16 protein-coding genes are annotated in these 11152 nt (G+C 67.1%); 2 read left to right on the forward strand and 14 right to left on the reverse strand.

Features of this window, described 5'->3' with window-relative positions:
• Positions 1-15 precede the first annotated feature (15 nt).
• Positions 16-1287: a tyrosine--tRNA ligase gene (tyrS, locus tag ACFU7D_RS25740; protein ID WP_378872755.1), complete on the reverse strand. Its 1272-nt coding sequence runs from the start codon at positions 1285-1287 to the stop codon at positions 16-18.
• A gap of 134 nt (positions 1288-1421) precedes the next feature.
• On the opposite strand from tyrS, the gene ACFU7D_RS25745 reads away from it, so the two are divergent.
• On the forward strand, positions 1422-2879 hold the full coding sequence (locus tag ACFU7D_RS25745) for a serine/threonine-protein kinase (RefSeq protein ID WP_378872757.1): 1458 nt from the start codon (positions 1422-1424) through the stop codon (positions 2877-2879).
• 12 nt (positions 2880-2891) lie between these two features.
• Here the strand turns inward: ACFU7D_RS25745 and ACFU7D_RS25750 are convergent, their stop codons facing one another.
• The 13 genes from ACFU7D_RS25750 to ACFU7D_RS25810 form a co-directional block, all read right to left on the reverse strand.
• Entirely contained in the window at positions 2892-3227 is a 336-nt protein-coding gene (locus tag ACFU7D_RS25750; protein ID WP_378872759.1) for a gas vesicle protein K, read from the reverse strand.
• Entirely contained in the window at positions 3224-3862 is a 639-nt protein-coding gene (locus ACFU7D_RS25755; protein WP_378872761.1) for a GvpL/GvpF family gas vesicle protein, read from the reverse strand. The genes ACFU7D_RS25750 and ACFU7D_RS25755 overlap by 4 nt, the downstream gene beginning before the upstream one ends.
• Positions 3859-4056 carry a gas vesicle protein GvpJ gene (gene gvpJ / locus ACFU7D_RS25760; protein ID WP_378872764.1) on the reverse strand — a complete coding sequence of 66 codons (198 nt, stop codon included), beginning with the start codon at positions 4054-4056 and terminating at the stop codon, positions 3859-3861. The genes ACFU7D_RS25755 and gvpJ (ACFU7D_RS25760) overlap by 4 nt, the downstream gene beginning before the upstream one ends.
• A complete protein-coding gene (locus tag ACFU7D_RS25765; RefSeq protein ID WP_378872767.1) occupies positions 4053-4856 on the reverse strand; it encodes a GvpL/GvpF family gas vesicle protein in 804 nt (267 codons plus the stop codon). Before ACFU7D_RS25765 ends, gvpJ (ACFU7D_RS25760) begins: the two co-directional genes overlap by 4 nt.
• Entirely contained in the window at positions 4843-5205 is a 363-nt protein-coding gene (locus ACFU7D_RS25770; protein WP_378732651.1) for a gas vesicle protein, read from the reverse strand. The genes ACFU7D_RS25765 and ACFU7D_RS25770 overlap by 14 nt, the downstream gene beginning before the upstream one ends.
• The gene (locus ACFU7D_RS25775) at positions 5202-5474 is read right to left on the reverse strand and encodes a gas vesicle protein (protein WP_378872769.1); all 273 of its coding nucleotides are present in this window, start codon (positions 5472-5474) and stop codon (positions 5202-5204) included. Before ACFU7D_RS25775 ends, ACFU7D_RS25770 begins: the two co-directional genes overlap by 4 nt.
• The gene (locus tag ACFU7D_RS25780; RefSeq protein WP_378872772.1) at positions 5467-5703 is read right to left on the reverse strand and encodes a gas vesicle protein GvpG; all 237 of its coding nucleotides are present in this window, start codon (positions 5701-5703) and stop codon (positions 5467-5469) included. Before ACFU7D_RS25780 ends, ACFU7D_RS25775 begins: the two co-directional genes overlap by 8 nt.
• Positions 5694-6443 (reverse strand): GvpL/GvpF family gas vesicle protein, encoded by a 750-nt coding sequence (locus tag ACFU7D_RS25785; protein ID WP_378872774.1) that lies wholly within the window; start codon positions 6441-6443, stop codon positions 5694-5696. The genes ACFU7D_RS25780 and ACFU7D_RS25785 overlap by 10 nt, the downstream gene beginning before the upstream one ends.
• A 2-nt stretch (positions 6444-6445) precedes the next feature.
• Positions 6446-6910 carry a gas vesicle protein GvpJ gene (gene gvpJ, locus ACFU7D_RS25790; protein WP_378872776.1) on the reverse strand — a complete coding sequence of 155 codons (465 nt, stop codon included), beginning with the start codon at positions 6908-6910 and terminating at the stop codon, positions 6446-6448.
• Between the two features lie 3 nt (positions 6911-6913).
• Positions 6914-7165 (reverse strand): hypothetical protein, encoded by a 252-nt coding sequence (locus ACFU7D_RS25795; RefSeq protein ID WP_378872778.1) that lies wholly within the window; start codon positions 7163-7165, stop codon positions 6914-6916.
• A gap of 2 nt (positions 7166-7167) precedes the next feature.
• On the reverse strand, positions 7168-8508 hold the full coding sequence (locus ACFU7D_RS25800) for an SRPBCC family protein (RefSeq protein ID WP_378872781.1): 1341 nt from the start codon (positions 8506-8508) through the stop codon (positions 7168-7170).
• 3 nt (positions 8509-8511) lie between these two features.
• Positions 8512-9186 (reverse strand): hypothetical protein, encoded by a 675-nt coding sequence (locus tag ACFU7D_RS25805; protein ID WP_378872783.1) that lies wholly within the window; start codon positions 9184-9186, stop codon positions 8512-8514.
• A gap of 333 nt (positions 9187-9519) precedes the next feature.
• Positions 9520-10098 carry a TetR/AcrR family transcriptional regulator gene (locus ACFU7D_RS25810; protein WP_378872785.1) on the reverse strand — a complete coding sequence of 193 codons (579 nt, stop codon included), beginning with the start codon at positions 10096-10098 and terminating at the stop codon, positions 9520-9522.
• Between the two features lie 225 nt (positions 10099-10323).
• On the opposite strand from ACFU7D_RS25810, the gene ACFU7D_RS25815 reads away from it, so the two are divergent.
• On the forward strand, positions 10324-11124 hold the full coding sequence (locus ACFU7D_RS25815; protein ID WP_378872788.1) for an SDR family NAD(P)-dependent oxidoreductase: 801 nt from the start codon (positions 10324-10326) through the stop codon (positions 11122-11124).
• Positions 11125-11152 lie beyond the last annotated feature (28 nt).

Below are 11152 nucleotides of genomic sequence, written 5' to 3' on the forward strand. Positions count from 1 at the left end.
CTCGCAGGTCAGAGCCTACTTGAGGCGTACGCCGGCGAACTTCTTCTTGCCCCGACGCAGGACTACCCAGCCGTCCCCGAGCAACTCTTTTTCGCCGAGCGCCCCCTCAGCGTCCTCGACACGGACGTTGTTGACGTACGCCCCGCCCTCGGAGATCGTCCGGCGGGCCTCCCCCTTGGAGGAGACGAGACCGGCGGCGATGAAGAGGTCGACATAGGTCGGCAGCTCTTCACCACGCTCCAGCTCGACGGCACCGGCTTCCGTGATCGCGGCGGCCAGCGTCGTACTGCTCAGGGTGGCCAGGTCGCCGCCGCCGAAGAGCGCGGCTGCGGCCTGCTTGGCCTGCTCGGTCTCCCCCGCCCCGTGGACCAGGGTCGTCATGTGATCGGCGAGCGCCTTCTGGGCCGCTCGGAGGAACGGCTTCTCCGCGTGCTGCGCCTCCAGGGTCTCGATCTCCTCGTGGGACAGGAAGGTGAAGACACGGAGCATCTCCCCCACCTTGGCGTCCTCGACGTTGAGCCAGAACTGGTGGAAGGCGTAGGGCGACATCATCGTCGGGTCGAGCCAGAGGGCGCCGCCCTCGGTCTTGCCGTACTTGGTGCCGTCGGCCTTGGTGATCAGCGGAGTGGTGAAGGCATGGACTGTCTCGCCGGTGACCCGGCGGACCAGCTCGACACCACCGGTGATGTTCCCCCACTGGTCCGAGCCACCGAACTGAAGGCTCACCCCGTGCGTACGGAAGAGGTTCAGGTAGTCCATGGACTGCAGGAGGATGTAGGAGAACTCGGTGTAGGAGATGCCGTCCTCGAGACGCTTCTTCACCGTGTCACGGGCAAGCATCCGGTTGACCGGGAAGTGCTTGCCGATGTCGCGGAGGAAGTCGATCACCGACAACGACGCCGTCCAGTCGGCGTTGTTGACCATCGTCGCGGCGGTCTCGCCCTCGAAGGAGACGAACCGCTCGATCTGGCTACGCACCTTCCCGACCCATTCCTTGACGGTCTCCGGCGAGTTGAGCGTGCGCTCACCCGAGTCGCGCGGGTCGCCGATCATGCCGGTGGCACCACCGACCAGTACGTAGGGCGTGTGGCCCGTCCGCTGCAGGCGCATCGCCATGGTGATCTGGAGAAGGTTGCCCATGTGCAGGCTCGGCGCGGTGGGGTCGAACCCGATATAGAACTTCACACTCCCGCCGGCGAGCGCTTCTCGGAGCGCGTCGCGGTCCGTCGAGTCGGCAATGAGGCCTCGCCACTCGAGGTCGTCGAGGAGTGTGGGATCGATGGACACGTGGTGCCTTTCTCAGGTCGTTCTCAGATGGTGTTTCCGGGGCCCGGAACGGGTTGTCCCGGAAGCAAGGGTAGTAGGCGATACCCCCTAGAGTTGACCACTGGCGAACGCGTTCAAGATTTGAGGGGACCTGGGTGATCGCAGGGAGGTACCGGCTCGAGAGGGAGCTCGGCCGGGGAGCGATGGGAGCCGTCTGGCTCGCCACCGACGACATTTTGGGGCGTTCGGTCGCGCTCAAACAGCTGATCGCGCTCGACGGCGTATCGGATGCCGCGGTCGAGCGCGAGGCACAGCTCGCCGCACGACTGGTCCACCCGAACGTCGTCGCCGTCTTCGACCTGGTGCGCGACGACGACAAGCCGTGGCTGGTGATGGAGTACGTCGAGGGGAAGACCCTCGCTCACATGGTGCGCGACGACGGCCCGCTGCCGATCGAGGACGCCGCGAGACTGATCGGTCAGATCGCCTCCGCCCTGCGCTCGGCCCATGCCGCCGGCATCGTCCACCGGGACGTGAAGCCCGCCAACATCGTGGTCGGCCGCGCCGACCGCGCGAAGCTGACCGACTTCGGGATCGCGCGTGGCGTCGACTCCCAGACCACGCAGACCGGTCAGGTCACCGGCTCCCCCGCGTACCTGGCTCCGGAGATCGCCACCGGCGGACGGGCCACCCCGGCCAGCGACATGTGGTCGCTGGGGGCCACGCTCTTCCAGGCGCTGACCGGCGAGCCTCCCTACGGGATCGGCGACAACGCTCTGGCGACGCTGTATCGGGTGGTGCACGAGGACCCGCCGCGTACGCCGCTGGCAGGTCGGCTCGCGCCGCTGCTGGAGCACACGATGGCGTACGACCCCGCCGAGCGGTGGTCGGCCGAGGACGTCGTCGACTTCCTGGCCGGGCGGTTGGCGGCCGAGAAGCTGGAGCCGGTGGCGCTGCGTACGCAGACCCTTGCCGCGGTCGCGGCCCCGACTCCGGCCCCGGCCGCGCCCTCGGGGCTGGCACAGTCGACCAGCACCCCGGCGCGGCGCCGCTGGTGGCCGATCGCACTGGTCGTCGCTGCGGCGTTGGTGCTGGTGGTCGGCGGAGCACTGTGGGCCAACCGCGGCGAGGAGCCGAGCGCGAAGCCGAAGCCGGTCGCGTCCGGATCGCCGCTGTCGGAGGCTACCGACGAAGCCACGGACGAAGCGGACGAGGAGTCGGAGGAGGCGTCCGAGGAGCCGTCGCCCAGCGAGACGGCCAGCGAGTCCCCGAGCCAGAGCCCCTCGGCGACCGAGACCTCCGGCGCGACCGCCGAGGGGATCGACGCCTTCATCCGGAGCTATCTCGCCACCGCGCCCGCGAACCCCGACAGCGCCTTCAATTCGATGCTGACCCCGGCCTTCCAGTCCAGAAGCGGCGGGATCCAGGGCTACCGGGATTGGTGGGGCAGCGTCGCGAGCACCAGCGTCGTCTCGGTCTCCCCCAGCGTCGACCCGCTCAAGGTCACCTACACCTACAACTACGCGATGAAGGACGGCCGCAAGGACGGCGGCACAGTGACGTTGGGTCTCGTCTACGCCGACGGGAAGTACCTCATCAACAGCGAGGGTTGAGCGCCGAGCTCCTCAGAGGAGCTTGCCCAGCGGGCCCAGGTCGATGTTGAGGTCCTCCGGAGCGAGCCCGAAGTGGTCGCGCAGCTCTGTCATCTTCTCGTCCAGCAGCATCAGGGTCTGCCCCAGCCGCTCGATGTCCTCCTCGCTCAGGCCTCCCGCATCCATGCGGCGGATCGCCTGGCGCTCCATCAGCTGCCGGAGCAGCTCCACCAGGGTGAGCACGAGCTGTACGAGCCCCTTCTCGACGGATTCCGGATCCGCATCGATCCGTCTGCTCAAGGCGGAGGGCAGGTCGGCCTCCCCGTCCAGGTCCAGGGGCCATGGATCGGCCTTGTCGGGCCGCGTCATGTGCTGACCTCCTGGCAGAAGCTGAACGGGGGCCACGGGCCGGTGACCATCACCTCGTGCCGGCTCGTGGCCCAGTCTCGAACGGCTTCCCGGGCGTCCTCCACGCGCTCGTCGGGGAGCAGGACCGACAGCCGCGCCACCTGCGGACGGACCGACGGCAGCGTCGTGAGCTCCGAGGCGTAGGGAGCGAGCAACGTCCTCAGCTCTGCGGTCTCGGCGTCATGCTGCTTCAGCTCCGCCGCGCGCCGGCGGAGATAGTCCGAACCCGTCTGCTCGTCCTTGACACGTTCGGGGACACGTTCGGGCAGCGGAAGATGGACGATGCACTCGCTGTGCCCCGTGACAGCGGCGATCCGGTCGGTCCACTCGCTCTCGCGCTCCGCGACCAGCTGGTCCAGCTCATCGGTGTCGCTCACGACCGCCCCGAAGCGCAACGGCAGCACGGGGACGTACGACCACAGCTGGTGGAGGACTCGTCCGAACCCGAGGAGCTCGCGCGTCGACCGCTCGGGCGCCTCCGCTCGTGGTTCGACGAAGACAGTCAACCCGCGGGAACGGTGTGCTTGCAGCGGGGGGTCGACCATCTCGCCGGTGCTGCCGGCAGCCGCGGTCGCCACCGCGTAGAGGAGCATCATGGCTGTCTCCCGGACCCGGGTAGCGAGACCCTGTGGGCCGGGGCGAGAACCAGGCGCAGGCCGAGGTAGACGAGGTCGACCCCGGCGAGCGAGAGGACGATGTCGCCGCCCACCACGACACCGCCGTCGATCAGACGGTCGATGAGGTCGACGAGCGAGGTCTCGTCGAGTGCGGGAGAACGCTCGAGCGTCATGGCACCGCCCCGCTCAGGCCCTCGTCGTGCGGCTCTTCCGCAACGACGAAGCTGTAAGGCGGCCACGGCCCGGTCACCTTGATACGCATGGCGGCGGTCGCGACCAGATCGTGGTGGAGCTCTTCGGCAAGACCGAGGAATCGCTGCTCCTCGTCCCGCGCCACGAGGTAGGCGCTGTTGAGCAGCATCGGCTCGTCCCTGCCGGTGACGGCAGCGTCGAGCGGGGCGCGCACGACGCTCGCGGCCGAGCCGCGAGCCAGCACCTCGTCGGTCTGCGTGAGGGCGACCTCGCGCCGTCCGCGTTCGGTGCTGCGGGCGTCCTGTTGCGACCGGCGCCGTTCGAGGTATTCACGGCCGCTGCGCGGGGTGGTCGCCTCGGTCGGGCGTGGAGACGAGGTCGGGAAGATCTGGACGGACCACTCGACGCGTCCGGCCAGGAACCGCCACGCACGTTCGAGGACCTGGCGACTCGAGTCCAACGCCGCGACCAGAGCCTCATCGCTCGGGTAGATGCCGGGCAGCTGCAGCGGCAGTACGTCACCGTGCTCGACCAGATGCTGGAGCACGTCGTGATGAGCAGCGGCGACGGGCGTGACCCACCGGGTGTCCTCCCCGTGTTCCGCCCACGCTGCCTCGCCGAAGGATGCGGCCGCCAGATCGCTGACGACCACCTCGAGGTGGTGGAACGAGATGGTGCGAATGTCCGCGTTCATGATCCCGTGCTCAGGCATGGGCCGCGGCTCGTCACCCTGGACGAGTCCGTACGCATGGACGACTGCGGCCGGGTCAGCGCCGCTCACGACTCTTCTCACCTTCCACGATCTGGCTCTCACCGCCGATGCTGCGCTCAAGCGCCTCGAGCCGCTGACGGAGGTCGAGCTCCTCGTCCTGCTTCTGCTGGTCCTCGAGGTTGCTGACGAACGGGTCGCCCTCCCACCAGTTGATACCCATCTCGCGGGCCTTGTCGACGGAGGCCACCATGAGTCGCACCTTGATGGTGAGCAGCTCGATGTCGAGCAGCCGGACCTGGATGTCACCGACGATGACGATGCCCTTGTCGAGAACACGCTCGAGCACGTCGGCGAGGCTCTCGGATGAGGACTGGGGCCGGTTGCTCACGAACATCGGCGAACGCTGGGTCTCGGTCATCGCTCCTCCACCTGGGCTCGGACGTAGCGGTGGACACGGCGATAGCCCGTGATCTCCCCGCCCGTGTCGACGGTCACCTCGTAGGAGGCAAGGACATCGGTCGTCTCCGGAACTCGTTCCAACTCGAGGATGTCAGCGTGGACGACCCAGCCGTCGTCGTCGCGACGGACTGCCGTGACGCCCTCTGCGGGACATCCCACGAGTGCCTCGAGCTCTTCGAGCACATGCTCGGCGATCGAGGACAGGGTGGGTTTGCCGGGCTCACTCATGCCAGCCTCCGGCCATCAGGCGCTGTACGAGAGCCTCCTCGAGATCGGCAGCCTCCTCCTCAGCCAACAGGCCGGCCTCCCGCCGGGCGTCGACATCCTCGAGCGCCGCTTGGATCGTGGCCGGGTCGAAGTACTGGCTCTCGGCCTCGTCGCGGATCTGCTCAGCCACCCACACCACACCGCGCACGGGAGCGATGGGCAGGGTCAGCAGCTGCGTGATCAAGCCCATGAGAGCTCTTCCGACGAGGCAGCGTCGAGAAACGCGTACGGCGGCTGCGGGCCGACGTAGCGAAGCGACGCCAGCGGTGCCAGATCCTCGCGCAGCGTGGTGACCATGGCGTCGAGCTCGCTCTGCCGGTCTCGCTCGACCAGCAGGAACACCTCGGCGGCCTGCAGAGCTCCGCGGAGCTCGCCGAGGGAGACGGCGCGGGCGGTCGGGGCGATCCGGTCGACGACGCCGTCGCCGACCTCGGCCCGCAGCGCTTCGAGCGCGGCCGCGATGGCCTCGCCCAGACGTACCTCCGCCGAGTGCCGGTCCTGCGGGGCGGCTCGACGTATGTGGTCGCGCAGCGCGACGAGATCGGGGTCTCGCCGCAGCACCTCCTTGAGCGCTTCCTGCTCGATCAGGTCGACCGCGACGGTGAGCTGCAGCAGGCCCTCGAACCGTTCCAGGAGCGGGCGGATCTCGTCACCGCGGCTCTCGATCAGCTCGTGGCGCACGGTGTCGTCGTCCGGCATCTCGATGCCGAACTGCATGGGCAGCACCGTGCCGAGCGCGGCCATCGCCTCGAGCGTGTGCGCGTGCGCCATCAGGTCCTCGCGCAGCACGCGCGAGTCGGCGTCCACATCGCTGACGAGGACCCGAAGGCCGTCGCCGTCGACGTGGCGCAGCGGACGTTTGGATCGTCCCTCTCGGTCCACGGGGACCGTGACCGAGGTGTCCGTGACTCCGTAGACGTGGACAGGCACGATCAGTCCTCCTTGTCCTTGGTCTGTCTGGACGTGCTCTTCCGAGTGCGCCGAGCAGGCTGCTTGCGACCCTGACCTTCGTGCTCGTCGTCGTCCTTGTCGTCATTCTTGTCGTCGTCCTCATCGTCTCCGCCGAGAATGCTCCCGAGCTTTTCCTTGGCTCCTTCGATCGCTCCGGATGTCTTCCCCTTGGCTCCGGACTCGGTCACCCCCTCGATCAGCTCCGGGATGCCGTGCGTCTGGGTGTCGGTGAGGTCCAGCCGATTCACCGCCTCGGCGAAGCGTAGGTAGGTGTCGACGCTGGCGATCACGATGCGCGCGTCGATCGTCAGCAGCTCGATGCCGACGAGCGAGACGCGCACGTAGATGTCGATCACCAGACCCTTGTCGAGGATCGTGTCGATGACGTCGGCGAGGCTGCTCGGAGCCGGGCGGTCGAGGTAACGGTTCTGCTGGGTGATGGTCATGACTCAGTCGCTTTCTGCCGGGGTGCCGGCGGGCACGGGTTGCTCGGCCCGCTTCAGTACGTGCTTGCGGATGTAGGCCCGGTTGGCGCCGAGCGACCTCGCCAGGCCGGATTTCCCGCACCCGACGAAGTAGCCGATGCACCAGTCGAGCTGCTGCAAGGCGTCCTCGGTGGCGGTCCGATAGCGATCGACCTCCTCCATGAGCTCCTCGACGTCGCACTCGAGCTCTTGGACACGGCGTTCGTCGTCGGTCATGGTCAGGATGCCTTCATGGAGGAGCCGGAGGACGTACGCCTGCTCGTGCTCTGCTTGCTGGCGCTCTGCTTGCTCGGGCTCCGCTTGCTCGCACTCCGCTTGCTCGCGCTCTGCTTGCTCGCGCTCTGCTTGCTCGCGCTCTGCTTGCTCGCGCTCTGCTTGCTCGCGCTCTGCTTGCTCGCGCTCTGCTTGCTCGCGCTCTGCTTCGTCGGGCGCTGCGTGCTCGTGGTCTTCTTGGCCGCCGGCTTCTTGGCCGCGGTCGTCTTCGCAGCGGTCTTCTTGGCTGCCGGCTTCTTGGCCGCGGTCTTCTTGGCGGTCGTCCTCGTCGCCTGCGGCTTGTCGCCGGACGACCCGTTCCCGGAAGATCTGTTGTTGGAAGAGCTCCGGGAGTTGCTCGCCGTACGGGCCTTCGACTTCCCGTTCTGCTTCTGACTCTTCTCCGAGCCCTCGCCGGAACCGTCGTCCACAACCTCCTTGTCGTGGATCTCGCCCGTCCACCCCTCGATCTCGTCGCGGTGGAGAAGCGTGTGGTTGGCCACGTGACGACGGAAATGCTTCATCTCCAGGCGAACTCGACGCCCCTGGGCTCGCCAGAGGTTCCCGGTGTGCTCGAAGAGGCCCTTCGGGTGGTACTCGAGCGAGACGAGGATCCGGGTCAGGTTCGGCGCGAGCTCGTGGAAGGTGACGGCGCCGTCGACGCGTCCCTTCTCGCTCTCGCTCTTCCACACGATGTGCTCGTTCGGGACCTGGTCGAGGATGGTCGCCTTCCACGTGCGGTGGGACCAGAACACCTGGGCCTGCCACGTCAAGACCTGTTCGTCCTCCTGCGTGACGTTCTCGACCTTCTTCATGAACGACGGGAATTCCTCGAACTGGGTCCACTGCTCGTAGGCGACGTCCCGGCTGACGGGTACGTCGACCGTCTCGACGATGTTGGTCACCTTGAGCTTCTTGCCGGTGGGCTGCTCGCTCTTGTTGAGACCGCCCGAGACCTTGTCAACGGTGTCCTTGACCTGAGTCGCCGTGTCCTTGACCTGGGCGGCGGTGTTCTTCACCTTGCCGACCGGAGCGGTGACCTTGTCGACGGCCGCCTTCGCCCCCGCCTTCACGGTCGAGGCACCCTTGGATGCCTTCGCCCCGTTCATCGAAGGGATGCCGTCGGCGAAGCCGGTCAGTCGGTCCGTGAGCCCCTCGACGCCGCTGCCCAGCTTGCTCAGGCTCCGCTTTCCGAAGGCGCGGCTGAAGCCCACGACCTCCTTGCGCAGCCGATCAACGGGTAGCTGCGACAGCAGGCCCGAGTCCTCCGGTTCGGCAGCCGCTTTCTTGCGAGTCTGTTCCGTCATGACTCAGGCACCTCCTGTCGGCGCACCTGCGCGCTGACGACGGGCACTCCGCGCACGCCGGCGCGGCTTTTCATCTTCGTCGTCCTCGTCCTGCTGGTCCGCCTCGTCCTCGGGTTCGTCCTCGGGCTCTTCCTCGTACTCGTCCTCGGGCTCTTCCTCCGCTTCTTCGTCGTACTCGTCCTCGGGCTCGTCCTCGGGCTCTTCCTCAGGCTCTTCCTCGTACTCGTCCTCAGGCTCCTCACCCTCGGCTTCGTCGTCGGCTTCGTCTTCGGCTTCGTACTCGTCCTCGGGCTCCTCGTCCTCCGGAACCTCGTCGGTGTCCTCGTCGGTGTCCGCGTCGGTGTCCTGGTCGGCGTCCTCATCGGATGACGACGCGCCCCAGAGCGTGCTCCGCTCGTGCAACCGATCGCTGAGCTTGTCGATCTGGCTCGCGGCCGCGGCAACCGCGGCCGCCTTACCAGCCGTGACGAGCTTTCCGCTGACCTGCTGTCCGAGCTTCTGTACGTCCGACGAGCCGCCAAGGCTCTGCGTACCGATCTTCAGCAGCTCGAGGCTGCGGTCGCGAACGGCGCTGTTGCTGAGCGCCGACCCGACGATCACGGCGAGTCGAAGCTTCTTGAACCGCCCGAGCACGTACCCCGCCGCGACGGCGGTTCCCACTCGTGTGGTGACAGACATATTGGTGCTCCCTCCTCGGGCGGCCCTCCAACCACCCGCGTACCCCGGGAGGTACCCGTAGAGCCACGTGACATACCTCACATGCCTGAATTCGTGCCACTCGCAGGCGCAGAGCGCTGGTTGACCTCCGGACATTGACGTCTGGCTGGTGGCGGGCGACACCGTTCTCGAGGCAGCGTTGAAGGTCGGGCGCAAGGACGAATGCCTAGAGCCGCACGATCAACATTCTTCGCCTGTGCCGGCGTGGCAGCAGGTCATCGACGCGTCACCGATCAGGTGATGCCCCGAGGACGGAAGCCACGGCCGAGCGGCTCATCGTCACGAGTTCTGAGATCACAGCGTTCGCATTCCGTCCAAGGCAATGCTGAACGCACGCTCGCGCTGGTCGGGGCTGAGGTACTCGACCGCAGCCACACCACTGATCACGCGAAGCACGGTGTCGATGTCGACATCCTGTCGGACCGATCCGTTCTTCTGCGCACGCTGAAGGAGCGGCTCCCCTGCCGCATACATCGCGTTGCGACATGCTCTGAACATGTCGGAATCGCGGTTCAAAGCCTCGGCGATCGCTCGCTTGGTCGCGACGTAGCCCGCGAACCTCTTGAGCCAGGCCTCGAACGCCGCGTCGGGAGAACGACCTTCTACCTCCGACGCTGCACGGCACAGGTCCTCGACTTCTGTGACGTACACCGCGTCGAACAGATCCTGCCGCGTCGGGAAGTTCCGGTAGAGCGTTCCGATGCCGACACCAGCCCCTCGAGCGATCTCCTCGAGGGACGCACCTGTGCCGTGCTCGGCGAACGCCTCCCGGGCAGCCACCAGCAGAGCGTCGTAGTTCCGACGTGCATCTGCGCGATGCGGGCGCCGCAACTCGACGTCAGGCAGGTGCCAGTCGACCACTCGGTCGTTCATCACGATCTCCCATCGGGTACGTGGACAATCCCCTTTGAATCGGAGGCCACCCTCCGCTAAAGTGGAGGGTGGCCTCCGCACAAGAGGAGGTATGCCTCAACTTTAGCGATCGCCCCGATGCGCTTGATGCGCCGACGGGCCAGTGGCTCCCAGCTCCCACACGGAGCGAGCGGCACCACGATCCTGCGACCCCACCGGATCGCACTTAAGAGAACGGATAGATAGATGGACCTTCACCTTGCAGGCAAGCGAGCACTCGTCACCGGATCGAGCTCCGGTCTGGGCGCCGCGACTGCGCAGCTGCTGGCCAACGAAGGAGCGCACGTCGTCATTCACGGTCGCGACGAGCAGCGCGCAAAGGAGGTCGCCGACGCCATCGTTGCGGACGGCGGATCCGCGAGCATCGCTCTCGGCGACCTGACCACCGACGCTGCTGCTGACGCCGTCGCCGAGCAGGCGCTCGCAGGCGGCGGGATCGACATTCTGGTCAACAACGCGGGCTCCTACAAGCACCTGTCATGGACGGCAGCGACTTCCGAGAGCTGGGCAGAGACCTACAACGTCAACGTCATCTCCGGTGTCCGCATGATCCAGCGGATCACGCCACAGATGCGCGACAAGGGCTGGGGCCGAGTGATCCAGATCGGCGGTGGCCTTGCTATTCAACCGATGAACACGCACCCGCAGTACAACGCGACCCTCGCGGCCCGACACAACCTGGCGGTATCACTCGCCCGGGAGCTTCGCGGAACCGGCGTCACTTCCAACATCGTCTCCCCCGGCGCGATTCTCGTCGATGCGGTCAAGGACCTTCTCATCGAGATCGCACCGGACCGCGGCTGGGGAAGCTCGTGGGAGGAGATCGAGCGCGGTGCCACCGACTCACTCGTTCCCAACGACCGCAACCGGCTCGGCCGACCCGACGAGATCGCCGGTGCCGTCGCCTACCTCTGCAGCCCCTTTGCCGACTACATCAGCGGCGCCACCATCCGCATTGATGGCGGGCACGTCAAGAACGCCCACTGACAGAAGACCGGGCGGGCGGGTCACCGCC

The sequence above is a fragment of the Nocardioides sp. NPDC057577 genome, assembly GCF_042801335.1.
Lineage (GTDB): Bacteria > Actinomycetota > Actinomycetes > Propionibacteriales > Nocardioidaceae > Nocardioides.

Excerpts from the sequence above, each read along its gene's own strand:
- gvpJ (WP_378872776.1), bottom strand. The coding sequence starts at position 6,910 with ATGACCATCACCCAGCAGAACCGTTACCTCGACCGCCCGGCTCCGAGC.
- gvpJ (WP_378872764.1), bottom strand. The coding sequence starts at position 4,056 with ATGACGCTCGAGCGTTCTCCCGCACTCGACGAGACCTCGCTCGTCGAC.
- ACFU7D_RS25770 (WP_378732651.1), bottom strand. The coding sequence starts at position 5,205 with ATGACCGAGACCCAGCGTTCGCCGATGTTCGTGAGCAACCGGCCCCAG.
- ACFU7D_RS25755 (WP_378872761.1), bottom strand. The coding sequence starts at position 3,862 with ATGATGCTCCTCTACGCGGTGGCGACCGCGGCTGCCGGCAGCACCGGC.
- ACFU7D_RS25775 (WP_378872769.1), bottom strand. The coding sequence starts at position 5,474 with ATGAGTGAGCCCGGCAAACCCACCCTGTCCTCGATCGCCGAGCATGTG.
- ACFU7D_RS25750 (WP_378872759.1), bottom strand. The coding sequence starts at position 3,227 with ATGACGCGGCCCGACAAGGCCGATCCATGGCCCCTGGACCTGGACGGG.
- ACFU7D_RS25800 (WP_378872781.1), bottom strand. The coding sequence starts at position 8,508 with ATGACGGAACAGACTCGCAAGAAAGCGGCTGCCGAACCGGAGGACTCG.
- ACFU7D_RS25795 (WP_378872778.1), bottom strand. The coding sequence starts at position 7,165 with ATGACCGACGACGAACGCCGTGTCCAAGAGCTCGAGTGCGACGTCGAG.
- ACFU7D_RS25815 (WP_378872788.1), top strand. The coding sequence starts at position 10,324 with ATGGACCTTCACCTTGCAGGCAAGCGAGCACTCGTCACCGGATCGAGC.
- ACFU7D_RS25780 (WP_378872772.1), bottom strand. The coding sequence starts at position 5,703 with ATGGGCTTGATCACGCAGCTGCTGACCCTGCCCATCGCTCCCGTGCGC.
- ACFU7D_RS25810 (WP_378872785.1), bottom strand. The coding sequence starts at position 10,098 with ATGAACGACCGAGTGGTCGACTGGCACCTGCCTGACGTCGAGTTGCGG.
- ACFU7D_RS25805 (WP_378872783.1), bottom strand. The coding sequence starts at position 9,186 with ATGTCTGTCACCACACGAGTGGGAACCGCCGTCGCGGCGGGGTACGTG.